The sequence below is a fragment of the Pseudomonas sp. NPDC096925 genome, assembly GCF_044762545.1.
Classification (GTDB): domain Bacteria; phylum Pseudomonadota; class Gammaproteobacteria; order Pseudomonadales; family Pseudomonadaceae; genus Aquipseudomonas.
Window position 1 is genome coordinate 763,434 of the sequence record NZ_JBIWEM010000001.1, and the last position, 20,230, is coordinate 783,663.

Annotated in this window: 16 protein-coding genes; 10 read left to right on the top strand and 6 right to left on the bottom strand. The window is 65.0% G+C overall.

Annotation, left to right across the window (positions count from 1 at the left end; translation table 11 throughout):
- The first annotated feature begins 25 nt into the window (after window positions 1–25).
- Together ACIQYU_RS03780 and csrA are read left to right on the top strand one after the other, a co-directional pair.
- Complete coding sequence (locus ACIQYU_RS03780) at window positions 26–835, top strand: SDR family oxidoreductase (RefSeq protein ID WP_207829152.1); 810 nt, start codon at window positions 26–28, stop codon at window positions 833–835.
- 121 nt (window positions 836–956) lie between these two features.
- Window positions 957–1,145, top strand: a complete 189-nt coding sequence (gene csrA, locus ACIQYU_RS03785; protein WP_207829142.1) for a carbon storage regulator CsrA — start codon at window positions 957–959, stop codon at window positions 1,143–1,145.
- 32 nt (window positions 1,146–1,177) lie between these two features.
- On the opposite strand, the gene ACIQYU_RS03790 is transcribed toward csrA, so the two are convergent.
- From ACIQYU_RS03790 to mnmC, 5 genes are all read right to left on the bottom strand, one after another.
- Window positions 1,178–1,405 (bottom strand): YheU family protein, encoded by a 228-nt coding sequence (locus ACIQYU_RS03790; RefSeq protein WP_051099660.1) that lies wholly within the window; start codon window positions 1,403–1,405, stop codon window positions 1,178–1,180.
- 84 nt (window positions 1,406–1,489) lie between these two features.
- Window positions 1,490–2,674, bottom strand: a complete 1,185-nt coding sequence (locus tag ACIQYU_RS03795) for an osmoprotectant NAGGN system M42 family peptidase (protein WP_207829140.1) — start codon at window positions 2,672–2,674, stop codon at window positions 1,490–1,492.
- Between the two features lie 128 nt (window positions 2,675–2,802).
- Window positions 2,803–4,548 carry an N-acetylglutaminylglutamine synthetase gene (ngg, locus tag ACIQYU_RS03800; protein WP_207829131.1) on the bottom strand — a complete coding sequence of 582 codons (1,746 nt, stop codon included), beginning with the start codon at window positions 4,546–4,548 and terminating at the stop codon, window positions 2,803–2,805.
- Between the two features lie 3 nt (window positions 4,549–4,551).
- Window positions 4,552–6,339, bottom strand: coding sequence for an N-acetylglutaminylglutamine amidotransferase (locus tag ACIQYU_RS03805; RefSeq protein WP_207829128.1), 1,788 nt, complete (start codon window positions 6,337–6,339; stop codon window positions 4,552–4,554).
- 219 nt (window positions 6,340–6,558) lie between these two features.
- Window positions 6,559–8,523, bottom strand: a complete 1,965-nt coding sequence (gene mnmC, locus ACIQYU_RS03810) for a bifunctional tRNA (5-methylaminomethyl-2-thiouridine)(34)-methyltransferase MnmD/FAD-dependent 5-carboxymethylaminomethyl-2-thiouridine(34) oxidoreductase MnmC (RefSeq protein WP_207829126.1) — start codon at window positions 8,521–8,523, stop codon at window positions 6,559–6,561.
- Window positions 8,524–8,676: 153 nt separating this feature from the next.
- Here mnmC and pap point away from each other — a divergent pair, with 153 nt between their 5' ends.
- A complete protein-coding gene (gene pap / locus ACIQYU_RS03815; protein ID WP_207829110.1) occupies window positions 8,677–10,170 on the top strand; it encodes a polyphosphate:AMP phosphotransferase in 1,494 nt (497 codons plus the stop codon).
- A gap of 254 nt (window positions 10,171–10,424) precedes the next feature.
- Window positions 10,425–11,387, top strand: a complete 963-nt coding sequence (locus ACIQYU_RS03820; protein ID WP_207829108.1) for a DMT family transporter — start codon at window positions 10,425–10,427, stop codon at window positions 11,385–11,387.
- 123 nt (window positions 11,388–11,510) lie between these two features.
- Here ACIQYU_RS03820 and ACIQYU_RS03825 read toward each other — a convergent pair whose 3' ends face one another.
- Window positions 11,511–12,905, bottom strand: coding sequence for a class II fumarate hydratase (locus ACIQYU_RS03825; protein WP_207829105.1), 1,395 nt, complete (start codon window positions 12,903–12,905; stop codon window positions 11,511–11,513).
- A gap of 155 nt (window positions 12,906–13,060) precedes the next feature.
- Between ACIQYU_RS03825 and ACIQYU_RS03830 the strand changes: the two genes are divergently transcribed.
- The 6 genes from ACIQYU_RS03830 (at window position 13,061) to ACIQYU_RS03855 (ending at window position 20,200) form a co-directional block, all read left to right on the top strand.
- Window positions 13,061–13,585: a DUF2059 domain-containing protein gene (locus ACIQYU_RS03830; protein WP_207829102.1), complete on the top strand. Its 525-nt coding sequence runs from the start codon at window positions 13,061–13,063 to the stop codon at window positions 13,583–13,585.
- 10 nt (window positions 13,586–13,595) lie between these two features.
- Complete coding sequence (locus ACIQYU_RS03835) at window positions 13,596–13,892, top strand: BolA family transcriptional regulator (RefSeq protein ID WP_003252644.1); 297 nt, start codon at window positions 13,596–13,598, stop codon at window positions 13,890–13,892.
- Between the two features lie 220 nt (window positions 13,893–14,112).
- The gene (locus ACIQYU_RS03840) at window positions 14,113–15,045 is read left to right on the top strand and encodes a rhodanese-related sulfurtransferase (RefSeq protein WP_025338092.1); all 933 of its coding nucleotides are present in this window, start codon (window positions 14,113–14,115) and stop codon (window positions 15,043–15,045) included.
- Window positions 15,046–15,048: 3 nt separating this feature from the next.
- On the top strand, window positions 15,049–15,681 hold the full coding sequence (locus ACIQYU_RS03845) for a DsbA family protein (protein ID WP_402798308.1): 633 nt from the start codon (window positions 15,049–15,051) through the stop codon (window positions 15,679–15,681).
- Window positions 15,674–17,506 carry an ABC transporter ATP-binding protein gene (locus ACIQYU_RS03850; RefSeq protein ID WP_402798309.1) on the top strand — a complete coding sequence of 611 codons (1,833 nt, stop codon included), beginning with the start codon at window positions 15,674–15,676 and terminating at the stop codon, window positions 17,504–17,506. Before ACIQYU_RS03845 ends, ACIQYU_RS03850 begins: the two co-directional genes overlap by 8 nt.
- A 237-nt stretch (window positions 17,507–17,743) precedes the next feature.
- Window positions 17,744–20,200, top strand: a complete 2,457-nt coding sequence (locus ACIQYU_RS03855; protein WP_207829088.1) for an EAL domain-containing protein — start codon at window positions 17,744–17,746, stop codon at window positions 20,198–20,200.
- Window positions 20,201–20,230 lie beyond the last annotated feature (30 nt).

Here is a 20,230-nt window from a genome sequence, read left to right on the forward strand (position 1 = left end):
ACCCATCAGAACAAGGCCAGCCACCATGCAAAACCGCATCATGATCACCGGCGCCGGGTCCGGCCTCGGTCGCGAGATCGCCCTGCGCTGGGCGCGTGAGGGCTGGCGCCTGGCGCTGGCCGATGTCAACGAAGCCGGCCTGCGCGAAACCCTGGCGCTGGCCCGCGCGGCCGGCGGCGAGGGCTTCGTCCAGCGCTGTGACGTGCGCGACTACAGCCAGCTCACTGCCCTGGCCCAGGCCTGCACCGAGCAATTCGGCGGCATCGATGTGATCGTCAACAATGCCGGCGTCGCCTCGGGCGGGTTCTTCGCCGAACTTTCGCTGGAGGACTGGGACTGGCAGATCGCGGTCAACCTGATGGGCGTGGTCAAGGGCTGCAAAGCCTTCCTGCCGTTGCTGGAGCGCAGCAAGGGGCGGATCATCAATATCGCCTCGATGGCCGCGCTGATGCAGGGCCCGGGCATGAGCAACTACAACGTGGCCAAGGCCGGCGTGCTGGCCCTGTCGGAAAGCCTGCTGGTAGAGCTGCGCCAGCTGGAGGTGGCGGTGCACGTGGTGTGCCCGTCATTCTTCCAGACCAACCTGCTGGACTCGTTCCGCGGGCCGAACCCGGCGATGAAAGCGCAGGTTGGCAAGCTGCTGGAAGGCTCGCCGATCAATGCAGCGGAAATCGCCGACTACATCCACCAGCAGGTTGGCGCGGGTGAGTTCCTGATCCTGCCCCATGAGGCCGGGCGCCAGGCCTGGCAACTGAAGCGTCAGGCCCCCGAGCGGCTGTATGACGAGATGGCTGAAATGGCGGTGAAAATGCGGGCCAAGGCTCATTCGCGATGACACGTCTGTAAGGAAAATTACCTCAAGATGTAGGGTGCTTCTGATTCGCAGCAGAGCTATTGAGTAGCCGAATGCCATCAAGGCAGGCTCCGGTTTTCCCTTTCGTCAGGAGGATCGGAGCATGCTGGTAATAGGGCGCGAAGTAGGGGAGGTCATCGTGATTGGTGATGACATTCGGATCATGGTGGTAGAGACGCGGGAAGGGGTGGTGCGCTTTGGCGTGGATGCCCCGCGCCAGGTGCCGGTGCATCGGGCCGAGGTGTACAAGCGCATCAAGGAAGGGCAGCAGGGTAAAGCCCGCAGGTTTTGATGTTGCCTGTGCCCGCGAAGAGGCCGTACCTGCTAGTCGAGCAGCTCGCGGGGCACATCATGCCTGGCCAGCAACTGGCACTGCTGGCTTTCCGGGTCGAACAGGATGAACGCCTGCCCCTTGGCCAAGGCCTGGCGCACTCGCAGCACACGGGTTTCCAGCGGGGTGTCGTCGCCGTTGTCGGTGCCGTCGCGGGTGACGAAGTCCTCGATCAGGCGGGTCAGGGTTTCGGCTTGCAGTTGGTCGTAGGGGATCAGCATGGTGGGCGTTGCCTAGGGTGTTGGTGGGGACATGCTACGCGAAACATTCGGGATTTTGGGGCTGCAAAGCAGCCCCCTGGGCCCTCAAGGCTTGTTCCCGACCAGGCTATCCACCGCCGGCACCCGCGTATCGCTCTCCATCTGCGCATCATGCTCCAGCTGATGGCTGAAACGTTCCAACGATGCATTGGCCGGTTGCGAATCACTGGCAAACACCGGCGGGCTCAGCAGGTACGCTGACAGCAACCGGCTCAGCGCCGCCAGGCTGTCGATATGGGTCCGCTCATACCCATGGGTGGCATCGCAGCCAAACGCCACCAGCGCGGTACGAATATCGTGCCCCGCCGTCACCGCCGAATGGGCATCGCTGAAGTAGTAACGGAACACATCGCGCCGCACCGGCAGGTCGTGGTCACCGGCCAGCTTCAGCAGATGGCGGGACAAATGGTAGTCATAAGGCCCCGACGAGTCCTGCATGGCCACGCTCACCGCATGCTCGCTGGAGGCCTGTCCTGGCGCTACCGGAGCGATGTCGATGCCCACGAACTCGCTGACATCCCAAGGCAGCGCGCCAGCGGCGCCCGAGCCGGTCTCCTCGGTGATGGTGAACAGTGGATGGCAGTCGATCAGCGGCTGGCGGCCGCTTTCCACCACGGCTTTCAGCGCCGCCAGCAGTGCTGCCACACCGGCTTTATCGTCCAGGTGGCGGGCGCTGATGTGGCCACTTTCGGTGAATTCGGGCAGTGGGTCGAAGGCAACGAAATCACCGATGCTCACGCCTAGCGCCTCGCAGTCGGCACGGGTGGCGCAGTAGGCATCCAGACGTACCTCCACGTGTTCCCAACTGATCGGCATCTGGTCGATGGCGGTATTGAAGGCGTGCCCGCTGGCCATCAGCGGCAGCACGCTGCCACGGTATATGCCCGTGTCGGTGAACACACTGACCCGGCTGCCTTCGGCAAAGCGGCTGGACCAGCAACCGACCGGCGCCAGGGCCAGGCGGCCGTTGTCCTGCAACTGGCGCACGCTGGCGCCGATGGTGTCCAGGTGGGCGGATACAGCGCGGTCGGGTGAGGTCTGCCGGCCCTTGAGGGTAGCGCGTATGGTGCCGCGGCGGGTCAGCTCGAAGGGGATGCCCAGCTCGTCCAGGCGTTCGGCCACGTAGCGCACGATGGTGTCGGTGAAACCGGTGGGGCTGGGGATGGCGAGCATCTCCAGCAGCACGCGTTTGAGGTAGTCGAGATCGGGTTCGGGATGGCGGTCGGACATGGTTGGGGCTCCTTATATCCTGCGGCGGCCTCTTCGCGGGTAAACCCGCTCCCACAGGGACCCCACAGGGCCTGAGCGCAGCGCCGTACCTGTGGGAGCGGGTTTACCCGCGAAGAGGCCAGCAGCGGTTACGCCAGAGGCCGGCTATGCGGAAACAGCAGGTCGATAAAACGCTCGGCGGTCGGCTGTGGTTCATGGTTGGCCAAGCCGGCACGCTCGTTGGCCTCGATGATCACGTACTCCGGTTGCCCGGCATCACGCACCATGAAGTCCAGCCCCACCACTGGAATCTCCAGCGCCCGCGCAGCGCGTATGGCGGCGTCGGCCAGCACCGGGTGCAGGCGTTCGGTCACGTCCTCCAGGGTGCCGCCGGTGTGCAGGTTGGCGGTGCGCCGCACGGCCAGGCGCTGGCTGGCGGGCAACACGTCGTCGTAGCCAAAGCCCGCTGCGCGCAGGGTGCGCTCGGTTTCGTCGTCCAGTGGAATGCGGCTTTCGCCAGCGGTTGCCGCCTGGCGTCGGCGGCTCTGGGCATCGATCAGCTGGCGGATGCTGTGCTTGCCATCACCCAGCACCTGCGCCGGGTGACGGATGGCGGCAGCGACCACTTCATAGCCGATCACCACGATGCGCAGGTCATGCCCGGCGTGGAAGCTTTCCAGCAACACGCGGCTGTCGAACTGGCGGGCATGCGCCACGGCGTGGGTGATGTCTTCGATGCAGGTGAGGTTCACCGCCACCCCCTGGCCTTGCTCGCCATCGACCGGCTTGACCACCACCGCGCCGTGCTCGTCGAGAAACGCCAGGTTGTCGTCGGCATTGCCGGCCATTTGCTGCGCCGGCACCTGCAACCCGGCGTTGTGCAGGGCATGCCGGGTCAGGCGCTTGTCCTGGCACAGGGTCATGGTCACGGCGCTGGTCAGGTCGCTGAGCGACTCACGGCAGCGAATGCGGCGCCCGCCCAGGCTGAGGGTGAACAGCCCGCCGGCGGCATCGTCCACTTGTACCTCGATGCCTCGACGCAGCGCTTCGTCGACGATGATGCGTGCGTACGGGTTGAGGTCGGCTTGTGGCCCAGGCCCCAGAAACAGCTGCTCGTTGATGCCGTTCTTGCGCTTGACCGCGAAGGTCGGCAGGTTGCGAAAACCCAGCTTCTGGTACAGGCGCTTGGCCTGGCGGTTGTCGTGCAGCACCGACAGGTCCAGGTAGGCCAGGCCGCGGCTCATGAAGTGCTCGATCAGGTGGCGCACCAGCACTTCACCCACGCCGGGGCGGGTGCAGTGCGGGTCTACTGCCAGGCACCACAGGCTGCTGCCGTGCTCGGGGTCGTCGAACGCCTTGGCGTGGTTCAGGCCCATGACGCTGCCGATCACTGCGCCGCTGTCTTCGTCCTCGGCCAGCCAGTACACCGGGCCGCCCAGGTGCAGTGGAGTGAGCAGCTCGGCGTCGACCGGTAGCATGCTGCGCGCCTGGTACAGGGTGTTGATCGCCTGCCAGTCGCCCGGGTTCTGCGCCCGGCGCACGCGGAAGCCGCGGAACACGCGCTGCGCCGGGCGGTAGTCGGTGAACCACAGGCGCAGGGTGTCGGAGGGGTCGAGGAACAGTTGCTGCGGGGCCTGGGCCAGCAGCTGTTGTGGCGCGGCCACGTACAGGGCGATGTCGCGCTCGCCGGGGCGTTCTTCCAGCAGGTCGGCGGCCAGGTCGGCCGGGTTGGGGTAGGTGTGGCCGATCAGCAGCCGGCCCCAGCCGCAATGCACGGCGCGCGGCTGGTCGTGGGGCTGACTGCCATCGCCGGCCAGGCGCGCCTGCAAGCGCTCGTAGGACGGCGCCTGGCCGCGCAGCAGGCGCTGACCGTAAGCAGTTTCGTGAGCTTTCATCGGTCAGATTCCTTGTTCGCTCAGCCACAGGTTCAGCGCCGCCAGCTGCCACAGCTTGGAGCCGCGCAGCGGCGTCAACTGGCCGTGTGGGTTGCTCAGCAGGCGGTCGAGCATGGTCGGGTTGAACAGCCCGCGGTCCTGGCTGGGGTCGGTCAGCAGCTCACGCACCCAGCCGAGGGTAGCGCCTTCCAGGTGCTTCAGGCCCGGCACCGGGAAGTAGCCCTTCTTGCGGTCGATCACCTCGTGCGGGATCACCCGCCGCGCCGCCTGCTTGAGCACCTGCTTGCCACCGTCAGGCAGCTTGAAACGTGCCGGAATGCGCGCCGAAAGCTCCACCAGGCGGTAGTCGAGGAATGGCGTGCGCGCCTCCAGGCCCCAGGCCATGGTCATGTTGTCGACCCGTTTGACCGGGTCGTCGACCAGCATCACCGTGCTGTCCAGGCGCAGCGCCTTGTCTACCGCATCGGGGGCACCAGGGCGGGCGAAGTGTTCACGGACGAAGTCGCCGGCCGCGTCGGTTTCCAGCAGCCAAGGTGCCTGCACCGTGTCTCGGTACTCGGCGTGGCTGCGATCGAAGAAGGCCTCGCGGTAGGCGGCAAAGGCATCCGCGGCGCCGTCCACCTGCGGGTACCAGTGGTAGCCGGCGAACAATTCGTCGGCGCCCTGGCCGCTCTGCACGCCCTTGCAGTGTCTGGCCACTTCCCGCGACAGCAGGTAGAAGGCGATGCAGTCATGGCTGACCATCGGCTCGCTCATGGCGCGGAAGGCGGCGGGCAGTTGTTCGATGATCTCGTGCTCGGCGATGCGCAGCTGATGGTGACGGGTGCCGTAGTGCCTGGCAATCAGGTCGGAATACTGGAATTCGTCGCCGCGTTCACCGCCGGCATCCTCGAAACCGATGGAGAAGGTCGACAGGTCGTCCACGCCCACTTCGCGCAGCAGGCCGACCAGCAGGCTGGAGTCGACCCCGCCAGACAGCAGCACACCCACATCCACTGCTGCCCGTTGGCGGATGGCCACGGCGTCGCGGGTGGCGTCGAGTACGCGGGTGGTCCAGCCTTCCAGGTCCAGCTCACGTTCGTCGGGGTTGGCGCCGTAGTGCAGCTGCCACCAGGTCTGGCGTTCCACTTCGCCATGGTGGTCGATGCGCATCCAGGTGCCGGGTTCCAGCTTTTGCACGTTGGCCAGCAGGGTGCGTGGCGCCGGCACCACGGCGTGGAAATTCAGGTAGTGGTTGAGTGCCACCGGGTCGAGCATCGGGTCGATGTCACCCCCCTTGAGCAGCGCTGGGAGGGTCGAGGCGAAACGCAGGCGCTCGCCGTTGCGCGACAGGTACAGGGGTTTGACGCCCAGGCGGTCGCGGGCGAGGAACAGGCGCTGGTTGTCGCGCTCCCAGATGGCCAGGGCGAACATGCCATTGAGCTTGGGCAGCAAGGCCGCGCCCCAGGCGTGGTAGCCCTTGAGCAGCACCTCGGTGTCGCCATCGGACCAGAAGCTGTAGCCCAGGGCCTGCAGCTCCTGGCGCAGTTCGGGGAAGTTGTAGATGGCGCCGTTGAAGGCCAGCGAAAGGCCCAGGGTGTTGTCGACCATCGGCTGGGCAGAGCCGTCGGACAGGTCCATGATTTTCAGGCGCCGGTGGCCGAGGGCGATCGGGCCTTGGCTATGGAAGCCCCAGGCATCCGGGCCGCGGGGCGCCAGGTGGTGGGTGATGCGCTCTACCGCAGCCAGGTCGGCTGGGCGAGGGGCTTGATCGATGGGGGTGAAACGCAACTCTCCTGCTAATCCGCACATAGGTCCTTACCGGTTTTTCCGTTGGGGAGGGGGTGCCCCGGATTAGGGCACCTTAAGGAACTGACCCATGTGGTTTGTGAGAGTTTTAGATCGATCTGTTATATGAGGTTGGAGTGAAGGGGATGGCGTTGGATTTGTTGTGGCTTTGAGACCGAGCGCCGCCCGCGCGGCGCTCGGTCTCAAAGCCACAACAAATTCAACGGCATGTACCCGATGCAATCACTTCCCGCGGATCAACCTGCGCAAGGCAAACCGGTTCGGGTGGCAGGCCTCCGCCACCGCCCGTGGCAACGGCAGCGGTTCCCCGCACACCCACGCCGCCACCAGTTCGCCGCTCAACGGCGCCGTGATCAACCCGCGTGACCCATGCCCACTGTTCACATACAACCCGCCCAGCCAGGGGCAGGCCACATCCGGCACCTGGCGCGCATCCCGGCCCAGCACTGCGTAGGCCTCGGCGAACGCCTGCGCATCCGCCACCGGCCCGACGATCGGCAGGTAATCCGGGCTGGTGCAACGGAACGCCGCACGCCCCTGCAATTGCCCGGGGTCCAGTTCGGTGGTGCCCAGGCGCCGGGCCAGGTCGACAGAGATCTCGTCCAGCAATGCCAGGTTGCCCTGGTGCTCGGCCGCCGTCGGCGCCAGGTCTGTGCTGTGGAAGTCGAAGCTCGCGCCCAGGGTATGTTCATCCCCGCGCGGCGGTGCCACATAGCCTTCCGCGCACACCACGGTTCGCAGCGCGCGGCTTTCGGCGGTTGCCGGCAGGCGGGTGATCTGCCCGCGGATGCGCTTGAGTGGCAACTGCGCGCACGGCTCGAAGCGCTGTACGTCGGCGGCACCGGCCAGGACCACCACCGGCGCGCTGGCCAGCAGGCGTTCGCCAGCCCAGGCTTGCCACTGCCCGTCGACTTTGCGCAGGTCGAGCACCTCCTGGTGCGTCAGCAGGCGAATACCCGGGTGCTGCAACTGCTGCTCGCACAGCGCCGGCGGGTGCACCCAGCCACCTTCGGGATAGAACAGGCCACCCGCCGGCAAGGCCACCCCGGCGATGGCTTCAGCCTCTGCACGTTCCAGTGGCTGCAGCAGGTCATGTTCGAAGGCGGCGGCCAGTTTGCCCTGGCGTTCGGCTTCCTTGCTGTCGAAGGCCAGTTGCAGCACGCCACAGGCATCCCAGTCGCGGCCACGTTGCAGGCGCTGCAGCTGGCGCCGGGTGTAGCCGAAACCGGCCAGGATCATCTGCGACAGCGCCGTGCCATGGGCGGACAGCTTGAGGTACAGCACCCCTTGCGGGTTACCCGAAGCTTCCTGTGCCGGGGTATCGTGGCGTTCCAGCACGGTAACCTGCCAGCCACGCCGGGCCAGGCTGGCGGCGGTTGTGCTGCCGGCGAGCCCGGCGCCTATGACCAGTGCTTCACGCGGCCCTGCTGCGGCAGCCGGGCGCGCGTACCACGGTGCGCCGGGGCTGGGCACAGGGCCGACGTAGGCGCCGCTCATCACTTCCCATTTCTTGCCGATGCCCGGCACCTTCTTCATGGCGAAGCCGGCGTCGACCAGGCTGCGGCGTACCCAGCCGGTAGTGGTGAAGGTGCCTAGCACCGTGCCCGGGTGTGACAGCCGTGCCAGCTGCGCGAACAGCTCCGGGGTCCACATGTCGGGGTTCTTGGCCGGGGCGAAGCCGTCGAGGAACCACACATCGATCTGCGCATCGAGTTGCGGCAGCTGTTCCAGCACATCACCGATCAGCAGGGTGAGGGTGACCCGGCCGTTGTCGAAGGTGAACTGCTGGAAGCCCGGGTGCACTGCCACGTACTGCTCCAGCAGGGGCTGGCTGTAGGCCGCCAGTTCCGGCCACAGGCGTATGGCGCGGGCCATGTCGTCGCGACCGAGGGGGTACTTTTCGACGCTGACGAAATGCAGGCGGGTCTCGGCGTGGGCGTGTTGCTCGAACAGTTGCCAGGCACAGTAGAAGTTCATGCCGGTGCCGAAACCGGTTTCGCCGATCACCAGGCAGGTGTGCGGGGCGAGGTTGGCAAAGCGCTCGGCCAGGCGGGTTTGCCCAAGAAACACGTGCCTGGTTTCTTCGATGCCTTCGTTGACCGCGAAATAGACGTCGTTGTATTGCCGCGAATGGGGGCGGCCCTGGTCGTCCCAGTCGATCTGGGCGTGCTGGAGGAGGGTGGACATGGTTGGCTCGGTTGCAGCGGATGGGCGGATTTTATGCCATCCGGGACGTTTGCGCAGGCTGTGCCGGCCTCTTCGCGGGCACGCCCGCTCCCACAGGTACTGCACAAGCCTTCAAATCCGCTAGTCTTGCTTATCCATTGAAGGAGCCAGTGCATGTTCGAATCCGCTGAAATCGGCCACAGCATCGACAAGGAGGCTTATGACGCCGAGGTACCCGCTTTACGCGAGTCCCTGCTCGAAGCCCAGTACGAACTCAAGCAGCAGGCGCGCTTCCCGGTGATCGTGCTGATCAACGGTATCGAAGGCGCCGGCAAGGGCGAGACGGTCAAGCTGCTCAACGAGTGGATGGACCCGCGCATGATCGATGTGCTCACCTTCGACCAGCAGACCGACGAAGAGCTGGCCCGCCCACCGGCCTGGCGCTACTGGCGGGCGCTGCCACCAAAGGGGCGGATGGGCGTGTTCTTCGGCAACTGGTACAGCCAGATGCTGCAGGGGCGGGTACACGGGGTGTTCAAGGATGCCGTGCTCGACCAGGCCATCACCGGCGCCGAACGGCTGGAGGAGATGCTGTGCGACGAAGGTGCGCTGATCATCAAGTTCTGGTTCCACCTGTCCAAGAAGCAGATGAAGGCAAGGCTGAAGTCGCTCAAGGACGACCCGCTGCACAGCTGGAAGATCAGCCCGCTGGACTGGCAGCAGTCGGAAACCTACGACCGTTTCGTGCGCTTTGGTGAACGCGTGCTGCGCCGCACCAGCCGCGACTATGCGCCTTGGCATATCATCGAGGGCGTCGACCCGAACTACCGCAGCCTGGCGGTAGGGCGCATCCTGCTGGAAAGCCTGCAGGCGGCACTGGCCAACAACCCCAAAGGCAAGCATCAGGGCAACGTCGCCCCGCTGGGCCGCAGTATCGACCAGCGCAGCCTGCTCGGTGCGCTGGACATGACCCTGCGCCTGGACAAGGCCGACTATCAGGAGCAACTGGTCACCGAGCAGGCCCGCCTGGCTGGCCTGCTGCGCCACAAGCACATGCGCCGACATGCCCTGGTGGCGGTGTTCGAAGGCAACGATGCTGCCGGCAAGGGCGGTGCCATCCGCCGCGTGGCCGCCGCGCTGGACCCGCGCCAGTACCGCATCGTGCCGATTGCCGCGCCCACTGAAGAAGAGCGTGCGCAGCCATACCTGTGGCGGTTCTGGCGGCACATTCCGGCGCGCGGCAAGTTCACCATCTTCGACCGCTCCTGGTATGGCCGGGTGCTGGTGGAGCGGGTGGAAGGCTTCTGCAGCCCGGCTGACTGGATGCGCGCCTACAGCGAGATCAACGATTTCGAAGAACAGTTGGTGAATGCCGGCACGGTGGTGGTCAAGTTCTGGCTGGCGATCGACCAGCAGACCCAGCTGGAGCGCTTCGAAGAACGCGAACAGATCCCGTTCAAGCGCTACAAGATCACCGAGGATGACTGGCGCAACCGTGACAAGTGGGACGACTATGTCCAGGCGGTGGGGGACATGGTCGACCGCACCAGCACCGAGATCGCACCGTGGACGCTGGTGGAGGCCAACGACAAGCGCTGGGCGCGGGTGAAGGTACTGCGTACCATCAACCAGGCGCTTGAGGCGGCGTTTGCCAGGGACAAGAAATAATCGAAGTTCCTGTTTGCATGTGCCGGCCTCTTCGCGGGTGAACCCGCTCCCACAGGGATCACACAAAATTCGACTCTGTGATATTCCTGTGGGAGCGGGTTTACCCGCGAAGAGGCCAGAACAGGCAGCACACCTGCCAAGCCATGCCGTAGAAGAATGACCTGATGAATTCTTTTCCCGGCACCCGCCACCGTCCCCGCCCTCCAAGCCCGTAGAATTCAATCACCCCCACCACGGGCTTGAACGAGGACTTTATGCATACCACTACCGGCCGCTGGGGCTATGGCCTGTTCCTGGCACTTCTGACTGCGCTGCTGTGGGGCATCCTGCCGATCAAGCTCAAGCAGGTGCTGCAAGTGGTCGACCCGGTCACCGTCACCTGGTACCGCCTGCTGGTCTCCGGCGGCCTGCTGTTCGCCTGGCTGGCTGCCAAGCGCAGGTTGCCTTCCCTCAGCAAACTGACGCCCAAGGGCAAAGGCCTGGTGCTAGTGGCCGTGCTCGGCCTGATGGGCAACTACGTGCTGTACCTGATCGGCCTCAACCTGCTCAGCCCGGGCACCGCGCAACTGGTCGTGCAGATCGGCCCGGTGCTGTTGCTGGTGGCCAGCGTGTTCGTGTTCCGCGAGCGTTTCAGCCTGGGGCAGGGGGTGGGCCTGCTGATCCTGCTGGCGGGGTTTGGCCTGTTTTTCAACCAGCGCCTGGAAGAGCTGCTGACCTCGCTCGGCGCCTATACCACCGGGGTGCTGACCATCCTGCTGGCCACCAGCATCTGGGTGTTCTATGCGCTTAGCCAGAAGCAACTGCTGACTGTGTGGCATTCGCAGCAGGTAATGATGGTGATCTACCTCGGCTGCGCCGCGCTGCTGACGCCCTGGGTCCACCCGTTGGAGGCCTTGCAGCTGACCCCGGTGCAAGGCTGGCTGTTGCTGGCCTGTTGCCTGAATACCCTGGTGGCCTATGGCGCGTTTGCCGAGGCGCTGGCGCACTGGGAGGCGTCGCGGGTGAGTGCCACGCTGGCGTTGACCCCGCTGGTGACCTTTGTCGCGGTGGCGCTGGCGGCGTTGGTGTGGCCTGAGTATGTGCATGCCGAGGCCATCAATGCCTTGGGTTATGTGGGGGCGGTGACCGTGGTGCTGGGCTCGGCGCTGGTGGCACTGGGGCCGTCGCTGGTGGCCGGGTGGCGGGCGCGCAGGGCGCGGTTGGCCCAGGCTCATTGATCGCCTGTACCGGCCTCTTCGCGGGTGAACCCGCTCCCACAGGGATCCTACAATATTCAGCCTTGTGGTAATCCTGTGGGAGCGGGTTCACCCGCGAAAGGGCCGGTAAAGGCAGTGCACGACTCAGCCCTTGCCCCCCGGGGCCAGCATGTTCTCCGGCCTCACCCACTGGTCGAACTGCTCATTGGTCAGGTACTTCAACTCCAATGCCGCCTCGCGCAAGGTCTTGCCTTCGCCATAGGCCTTCTTGGCAATTTCCGCCGCCTTGTCATAGCCAATATGCGGGTTCAGCGCCGTTACCAGCATCAGCCCCCGCTCCAGGTGCGCCGCCATCTGCTCGGCATCCGGCTCGATGCCCGCCACGCAGTGCTGCTGGAAGTTGCGGCAGCCGTCAGCCAGCAATTCGATCGACTGCAGCAGGTTGTGGATGATCACCGGCTTGAACACGTTCAGCTGCAAATGCCCCTGGCTGGCGGCAAAGCCGATTGCAGCATCGTTGCCCAGCACCTGGCAGGCCAGCATCGACAGCGCTTCGCACTGGGTAGGGTTGACCTTGCCTGGCATGATCGAGCTGCCTGGCTCGTTGGCCGGCAGGCGTACCTCGGCCAGCCCGGCGCGCGGGCCGGAACCCAGCAGGCGCAGGTCGTTGGCGATTTTCATCAGGGCCACGGCCAGGGTCTTCAGGGCGCCAGCCAGGCTGGTCAGCGGCTCGTGGCCGGCGAGGGCGGCGAACTTGTTCGGCGCAGTGACGAATGGCAGGCCAGACAGCGCTGCCAGCTCGGCGGCGACGGCTTCGGCAAAACCATGCGGTGCATTGAGCCCGGTGCCCACGGCAGTGCCGCCCTGAGCCAGTTCGCACACCGCCGGCAGGGTGGCGCGGATGGCGCGCTGGGCATAGTCGAGCTGGGCGACGAAGGCCGACACCTCCTGGCCGAAGGTGATCGGCGTGGCGTCCATCATGTGCGTGCGGCCGGTCTTCACCAGCTTGTGGTGGCGTGCCGACAACTCGGCCAGCCCCGAGGACAGCTCGGCGATGGCCGGCAGCAGCTTGTCGTGCACCGCCTGCGCCGCGGCAATGTGCATGGCAGTGGGGAAGCAGTCGTTGGAACTCTGCGAGCGGTTGACGTGGTCGTTGGGGTGCACGGGTGCCTTGCCGCCACGGCCCTTGCCGGCCAGTTCGTTGGCCCGCCCGGCGATCACTTCGTTGACGTTCATGTTGCTCTGGGTGCCGCTGCCGGTCTGCCAGACCACCAGCGGGAACTGGTCGTCATGCTGGCCGTCCAGCACTTCGTCGGCGGCCTGCTCGATCAGCCGGGCGATGTCGGCCGGCAAGTCGCCATTACGGTCGTTGACGCGTGCCGCGGCCTTCTTGATCAGCGCCAGGGCGTGCAGCACCGCGATGGGCATGCGTTCCTTGCCAATGGCGAAGTTGATCAGCGAACGCTGGGTCTGCGCACCCCAGTAGGCGTCCTCAGGAACTTCGACCGGGCCCAGGCTGTCTGTCTCGATACGGCTCATTCTGTACTCACTCCTGTGTAGTTCGAAATCGCAGTTTAGGCCCTGATTCGACCGAGCGGTTCAGTCGCTCGTCGTGCCACTTGAGCACATCGCCACCACGGCGCAGAATGCTCTACTTTGAGGTACCCGCCTCCCTCTCTTGTGAAGGAAATGCAATGACCCGTCTCCGTGTCCTTTGTGCCGCCGTTGCCCTGGCTTGCGCCAGCGGCCAGGTATTCGCTGCCACCGCCAGCCACAATGCTGCTGCCGAGAAATTCCTGACCCTGGCCAACGCTGACAAGCTGGGTACCCCGGTATACATGCAGGTCCAGCAGATGTTCGCCCAGCGTTTCGCCCAGACCAAGGCCCCGGCCACCAAGCAGCCAGTGCTGGAAAGCTACCAGGCCAAGGCCAACGCCGCGCTGGACAACGCCATCGGCTGGAACAAGCTGAAGCCGAAGATGGTCGACCTGTACACCCAGACCTTCACCGAGCAGGAGCTCAAGGACCTGGTCAAGTTCTACGAATCGCCGCTGGGCAAGAAAGTGCTGCGCGAAATGCCCAAGGTCACCCAGCAGTCGGCCCAGCTGACCCAGCAGAGCCTGGAGCCAGCGGTACCGGTGGTGAACAAGCTGCTGGACGACATGACCAAGGAACTGGACCCGAACGCTGGCAAGGCCGCCGCCCCGGCGAAGAAGTGAGTACGCCGCGATGACCATGCAACAGCGTATCGAACAGCAACTGGCCGCCCTGGCGCCGCAACACCTGCAAGTGCTCAACGAAAGCCACATGCACAGTCGTGGTCAGGAGACCCACTACAAGGCAGTGATCGTCAGCGAGCAGTTTGCCGGGTTGAACAGCGTCAAGCGCCACCAGAAGGTGTACGCCACCATGGGTGAGCTGATGGGCGAGATCCATGCTCTGGCCATCCACACCTACACCGCCGAAGAGTGGGCCAAGGTCGGCGTTGCACCGGCCTCGCCGGTGTGTGCGGGCGGCGGGCACTGAAACCTTGCTGTTGTTCTGGTAGAATCCGCAACATCCCAAAAGGGGGCTGCTGTGCAGCCCATCGCCGGCAAGCCGGCTCCCACAGGTAAAGTGCCCTCCTTGAGTGTGGCGCAATACCTGTGGGAGCTGGCTTGCCGGCGATGGGGCGCGCAGCGGCCCCCTGTTTCTTGTGTAACCCGGTCCGCCCCTTACGAGGGCAACCACCTGGAGAACCTGCTTCATGTCCCAACCCATCGTCGTCGCGGCGCTGTACAAGTTCGTCACCCTGGAAGACTACGTCGAGCTGCGTGAGCCGCTGCTCAAGACCATGCTCGACAACAACGTCAAAGGCACCCTGCTGCTGGCCCACGAGGGCATCAACGGCACCGTGTCTGCCACCCGCGAAGGCATCGACGGCCTGCTGGCCTGGCTGCGCAACGACCCGCGCCTGGTCGATGTCGACCACAAGGAATCGTACTGCGACGAACAGCCGTTCTACCGCACCAAGGTCAAGCTCAAGAAAGAGATCGTCACCCTCGGCGTGCCGGGCGTGGACCCGAACCAGGCGGTCGGCACCTACGTCGAGCCCAAGGACTGGAACGCGCTGATCAGCGACCCGGAAGTGCTGCTGATCGACACCCGCAACGACTACGAAGTGGCCATCGGCACCTTCAAGGGCGCCATCGACCCGAAGACCGAAACATTCCGCGAGTTCCCCGACTACATCAAGGCCAACTTCGACCCCAGCAAGCACAAGAAGGTTGCCATGTTCTGCACCGGTGGTATCCGTTGCGAAAAAGCCTCCAGCTACATGCTCGGTGAAGGCTTCGAGGCGGTCTATCATCTTAAGGGCGGCATCCTGAAATACTTCGAGGAAGTGCCTCAGGAAGAAAGCCTGTGGGACGGCGACTGCTTCGTCTTCGACAACCGCGTCACGGTGCGCCATGACCTGAGCGAGGGCGAGTACGACCAGTGCCACGCCTGCCGCCACCCGATCAATGCGGAGGAGCGCGCGTCGGAGCACTATTCGCCAGGGGTCAGCTGCCCGCATTGCTGGGACACCCTGAGCGAGAAGACCCGGCGTAGCGCTATCGACCGGCAGAAGCAGATCGAGCTGGCCAAGGCCCGCAACCTGCCGCACCCGATCGGTTACAACTACAAAGCCGAGGCTTGATGCATGTCTGCACGCCTGATCTATGTGATGGACCCGATGTGCTCCTGGTGCTGGGGTTTTGCGCCAGTGGCCGCGGCCCTGATCGCCCAGGCGCGTGAGGCAGGCGTGCCGACCCGCCTGGTGCCGGGCGGGCTGCGCACCGGCGGCAGTGCCCTGGACAGCGCTACCCGCAAGTACATCCTCGAACACTGGCAGGCAGTGGCCGATGCCACCGGCCAGCCGTTCCGCTTCGAGGGGGCCATGCCCGACGGCTTCGTCTACGACACCGAGCCGGCTTGCCGTGCCCTGGTCACTGCCCGCGAGCTGGACGCCGAGCGCGTCTGGCTGCTGCTGGCGCTGATCCAGCGTTCGTTCTACGAGCAGGGCGTGGATGTGACCGTTGCACCGCATCTGGTCGAACTGGCCGAACAGGCAGGCTTTGACCGGGCCGTGTTCGCCGAGGCCTTTGCCCGTGCCGACACCCGCGCCGCCACCGCAGCCGATTTCAGCTGGGCCCATGACTTGGGCATCGCCGGTTTCCCGACCCTGCTGGCCGAACGCAAGGGTCAACTGGCCCTGCTGACCAATGGCTACCAGCCGCTGGAGCGCCTGCAACCCTTGCTCGACCGCTGGCTGCAGCAGGCCGCCTGTGCTTGATGTGCCTGGGTCACCCGACCCGGTGCCGGGTAAGCCTCACGCTGTGGCCGATCGACTGAGCTGGGCGGAAATCCGCCGCCTGGCCCTGCACCACAAGAAAAACCTCTGGTCCGCCAACTTCATCGCCGTATTGGCGGCTTGCTGCAGCGTGCCCATCCCGCTGCTGCTGCCGCTGCTGGTGGACGAAGTGCTGCTGGGCCATGGCGACGCCGCGCTGAAGTGGATGAACCACTTGCTGCCGTCCAGCTGGCAGGTGGCGGCCGGCTACATCGGCCTGATGTTGCTGCTGACCCTGTGCCTGCGCCTGTCCGCCCTGGCGTTCAACGTGATCCAGGCCAAGCTGTTCGCCGGCCTGGCCAAGGACATCGTCTATCGTCTGCGCATCCGCCTGATCGAGCGGCTCAAGCGCATCTCGCTGAAGGAATACGAAAGCCTGGGCAGCGGGACGGTGACCACCCACCTGGTCACCGACCTGGACACCCTCGACAAATTCGTCGGCGAAACCCTCAGCCGCTTCCTGGTGGCCATGCTGACCCTGACCGGCACGGCGGCCATCCTGATCTGGATGCACTGGCAGCTGGCCTTGCTGATATTGCTGTTCAACCCGCTGGTGATCTACTTCACCGTGCAGTTGGGCAAGCGCGTCAAGCACCTGAAAAAACTCGAGAACGACAGTACCGCGCGGTTTACCCAGGCGTTGGCGGAAACCCTCGATGCCATCCAGGAAATCCGCGCTGGCAACCGCCAGGGCTACTTCCTCGGTCGCCTTGGCCTGCGCGCCCGCGAAGTGCGTGACTACGCCGTGGACTCGCAATGGAAGAGCGATGCCAGCGGCCGTGCCAGTGGCCTGCTGTTCCAGTTCGGCATCGATATCTTCCGCGCCGCGGCCATGCTCACCGTGCTGTTCTCCGACCTGTCGATCGGCCAGATGCTGGCGGTGTTCAGCTACCTGTGGTTCATGATCGGCCCGGTGGAGCAGTTGCTCAACCTGCAATATGCCTACTACGCCGCCGGTGGTGCGTTGAGCCGCCTCAACGAACTGCTGGCGCGTGCCGACGAGCCGCAGTACCCGGCCGCCAGTGACCCGTTCGTCGGCCGCGAGACGGTGGGCATCGAAGTGCGCGACCTGCGCTTTGCCTATGCCGACGAGCCGGTGCTCGAGCACCTCGACCTGTCCATCGCCCCAGGCGAGAAGGTAGCGATCGTCGGTGCCAGCGGTGGTGGCAAGAGCACCCTGGTGCAACTGTTGCTGGGCCTTTATAGCGCCCAGGCCGGCACCATCCGCTTTGGCGGTGCCAGCCTGCAGGAAATCGGCCTGGAAACCCTGCGCGAGAACGTCGCGGTGGTGTTGCAGCACCCGTCATTGTTCAACGACACCGTGCGCGCCAACCTGACCATGGGCCGTGACAGCAGCGACGAGGCCTGCTGGCAGGCACTGCGCATCGCCCAGCTGGATGCCACCATCGCCGCCTTGCCACAGGGCCTGGACAGCGTGGTGGGGCGCTCCGGCGTGCGCTTGTCCGGTGGCCAGCGCCAGCGCCTGGCCATTGCCCGCATGGTGCTGGCCGAGCCCAAGGTGGTGATCCTCGACGAAGCCACCTCGGCCCTGGATGCCGCCACCGAATACAACCTGCACCAGGCCCTGGCGCGCTTCCTCAGCGGCCGTACCACACTGATCATCGCCCACCGCCTGTCGGCGGTGAAACAGGCCGACCGGGTGCTGGTGTTCGATGGCGGGCATGTGGCCGAGGATGGCGACCATCAGCAGCTGATTGCCGAGGGTGGGTTGTATGCCAAGTTGTATGGGCACCTGCAGCAGAGCTGAATTTTTGCCAGCCAGTGCGGGCCCTGTCGTCGGCAAGCCAGCTCCCGCAGGATTACCACAGGCCTGAGTATTGTGGGGTACCTGTGGGAGCTGGCGTGCCTGCGATAGGGCCGGGAAGTCCGTGTGAAAATCCCCAGGCTCCCTGTCATAAAAAACCCAGCCATGGGGATGGCAAATGGCCTACGCTGTGCTTGTCTGGGTTGATTTGCGCCTTATCTGCTCTGTGACAGGGACTCCATGAAGGGACATCGCACTCTAGAAGCGCCAAAGTTGCTCGGCATCACCTGGCCCTTCATCGCCGTGGTGGTCTTCCAGGTCGCCTTGGGCAGCCTCAGCCTTTATACGCTCTCGGCCGTGCGTGCCTATGTCGCGGGCGAAAGCCTGTGGTCCAAGGCACAGAAAGACGCCATCTACTACCTCAACCTGTACGCCGAAACCCGCGACGACAGCACCTACCAGCGCTATCGCCAGGCTATCACCGTGCCCCAGGGCGACTACCAGCTGCGCGAGGTGCTCGACCAGCCCAGCCCCGACCTGAACGCCGCGCGCCAGGCCGTGCTGCAAGGCGGCAACCATCCTGACGATGTCGAGCGGATCATCTGGTTCTACCGCAACTTTCGCAACGTCAGCTACATGCAGACGGCAATCGACTACTGGGACATCGGCGACGACTACCTGGGCAAGCTGGATATGCTGGCCGTGGAAATGCGCAGCAGCTTCGCCGCTGGCCCGGTCGACGCCCGCACGGTCAGCGACTGGAAGGCGCGCATCGTCACCATCAATGAAGGGGTAACCCCGGCCGCCAGGGCGTTCAGCGATGCTCTGGGCGAAGGCTCGCGCATGCTGCTGCGGGTACTGCTGATCACCAACCTGCTGACTGCGATGTTCCTGATTGCCATTGCCTGGCGTCGCTCCAGCAAGCTGCTGGCCCAGCGCCAGGCCTTTGCCAGCGCCCTGCAGGAAGAAAAGGAGCGGGCGCAGATCACCCTGCAGGCCATCGGCGATGCGGTGATTGCCGCTGATGTGGAGGGCAGTATCGGCTACATGAACCCGGCCGCCGAGCAACTGACCCACTGGCAGGCCGGCCAGGCCCAGGGCCTGCCGCTGTCGGCGCTGTTCAGCCTGGTGGACGAGCAGGCCGAGGAAGACGGCCGCAGCCTGGTGGAGCAGGTGCTCAGCGGCAGCCTCAAGGGCGGCGCTGAACATGCCCGGCTGATCCAGCGCCTGGACGGTAGCACTGTGTCGGTCAACCTGGTCGGTTCGCCGATCGTCAGTGACGGCCAGGTCAGCGGTATCGTGCTGGTGCTGCACGACATGACCCAGGAGCGCCAGTACATCGCCAACCTGTCCTGGCAGGCCACCCACGACGCCCTGACCGGCCTGGCCAACCGCCGCGAGTTCGAATACCGCCTGGAGCAGGCGCTCAATGACCTGGCGCGCCAGGCCGGGCGGCATTCGCTGATGTTCCTCGACCTTGACCAGTTCAAGCTGGTCAACGACACCTGCGGGCATGCCGCCGGCGACGAACTGCTGCGGCACATCTGCGCCGTGCTGCAATCCGGCCTGCGCGAAGGCGACACCCTGGCCCGGCTGGGGGGTGACGAATTTGGTGTGCTGTTGGAAAACTGCCCGCCCGACCAGGCCGAGCGCATTGCCGAGCAACTGCGCCAGCTGGTGCAGAGCCTGCATTTCGTGTGGAAGGGGCGACCGTTCGTCACCACCGTCAGCGTCGGCCTGGTGCACATGGCCCAGGCTCCCGGCACCCTCGAAAGCTCGCTGCGCGCCGCCGACATGGCCTGCTACATGGCCAAGGAAAAGGGCCGCAACCGCGTGCAGGTGTACCATGCCGACGACAGCGAGCTGTCCATGCGTTTTGGCGAAATGGCCTGGATCCAGCGCTTGCATGTGGCCCTGGAGGAAAACCGCTTCTGCCTGTACGCCCAGGAAATCGCCCCGCTGAAAACCTTCGAAGGCCCCGGCCATATCGAGATTCTGCTGCGTCTGCACGACGAAAGCGGCCGTACCATTCTGCCCAGCAGTTTCATCCCGGCGGCCGAGCGCTACGGCCTGATGACCGCGCTGGACCGCTGGGTGGTGCGCAATGTGTTCCAGGTCATTCGCCAGTGCCTGGACGAAGGGCGCGAGGGGCCGCTGTCGATCTGCGCGATCAACCTGTCGGGCTCGAGCATTGGCGACGACAAGTTCCTCGAATACCTGCAGCGCCTGTTCGTCGAATACGCCATCCCGCCGCGGATGATCTGTTTCGAAATCACCGAAACCAGTGCCATAGCCAACCTTGGCAGCGCCATTCGCTTCATCAACGAGCTGAAGGGGCTGGGTTGTCGCTTCTCGCTCGATGACTTCTGCGCCGGCATGTCGTCGTTCGCCTATCTCAAGCATTTGCCGGTGGATTACCTGAAGATCGACGGGAGTTTCGTCAAGGACATGCTCGACGACCCGGTCAACCGGGCCATGGTCGAGGTCATCAACCATATCGGTCACGTAATGGGCAAGCGCACCATTGCCGAATTCGTCGAAACACCCTTGATCGAGCAGGCCTTGCAGGAAATTGGCGTGGATTACGCTCAGGGCTATCTCATCGAACGCCCCCAGGTGTTCACCTGTGACAGTCTGCAGCGCCAACGGATCGCCGCCCGGCCTCTGTTGCAGCGGGCACCTGGCACGTTTCGTTAGCTAGAAATCACAAGGATCAAGGAGCTGAAA

Coding starts and splice junctions, on each gene's coding strand:
- ACIQYU_RS03780 (WP_207829152.1), top strand. CDS start 26: ATGCAAAACCGCATCATGATCACCGGCGCCGGGTCCGGCCTCGGTCGC.
- csrA (WP_207829142.1), top strand. CDS start 957: ATGCTGGTAATAGGGCGCGAAGTAGGGGAGGTCATCGTGATTGGTGAT.
- ACIQYU_RS03790 (WP_051099660.1), bottom strand. CDS start 1,405: ATGCTGATCCCCTACGACCAACTGCAAGCCGAAACCCTGACCCGCCTG.
- ACIQYU_RS03795 (WP_207829140.1), bottom strand. CDS start 2,674: ATGTCCGACCGCCATCCCGAACCCGATCTCGACTACCTCAAACGCGTG.
- ngg (WP_207829131.1), bottom strand. CDS start 4,548: ATGAAAGCTCACGAAACTGCTTACGGTCAGCGCCTGCTGCGCGGCCAG.
- ACIQYU_RS03805 (WP_207829128.1), bottom strand. CDS start 6,339: ATGTGCGGATTAGCAGGAGAGTTGCGTTTCACCCCCATCGATCAAGCC.
- mnmC (WP_207829126.1), bottom strand. CDS start 8,523: ATGTCCACCCTCCTCCAGCACGCCCAGATCGACTGGGACGACCAGGGC.
- pap (WP_207829110.1), top strand. CDS start 8,677: ATGTTCGAATCCGCTGAAATCGGCCACAGCATCGACAAGGAGGCTTAT.
- ACIQYU_RS03820 (WP_207829108.1), top strand. CDS start 10,425: ATGCATACCACTACCGGCCGCTGGGGCTATGGCCTGTTCCTGGCACTT.
- ACIQYU_RS03825 (WP_207829105.1), bottom strand. CDS start 12,905: ATGAGCCGTATCGAGACAGACAGCCTGGGCCCGGTCGAAGTTCCTGAG.
- ACIQYU_RS03830 (WP_207829102.1), top strand. CDS start 13,061: ATGACCCGTCTCCGTGTCCTTTGTGCCGCCGTTGCCCTGGCTTGCGCC.
- ACIQYU_RS03835 (WP_003252644.1), top strand. CDS start 13,596: ATGACCATGCAACAGCGTATCGAACAGCAACTGGCCGCCCTGGCGCCG.
- ACIQYU_RS03840 (WP_025338092.1), top strand. CDS start 14,113: ATGTCCCAACCCATCGTCGTCGCGGCGCTGTACAAGTTCGTCACCCTG.
- ACIQYU_RS03845 (WP_402798308.1), top strand. CDS start 15,049: ATGTCTGCACGCCTGATCTATGTGATGGACCCGATGTGCTCCTGGTGC.
- ACIQYU_RS03855 (WP_207829088.1), top strand. CDS start 17,744: ATGAAGGGACATCGCACTCTAGAAGCGCCAAAGTTGCTCGGCATCACC.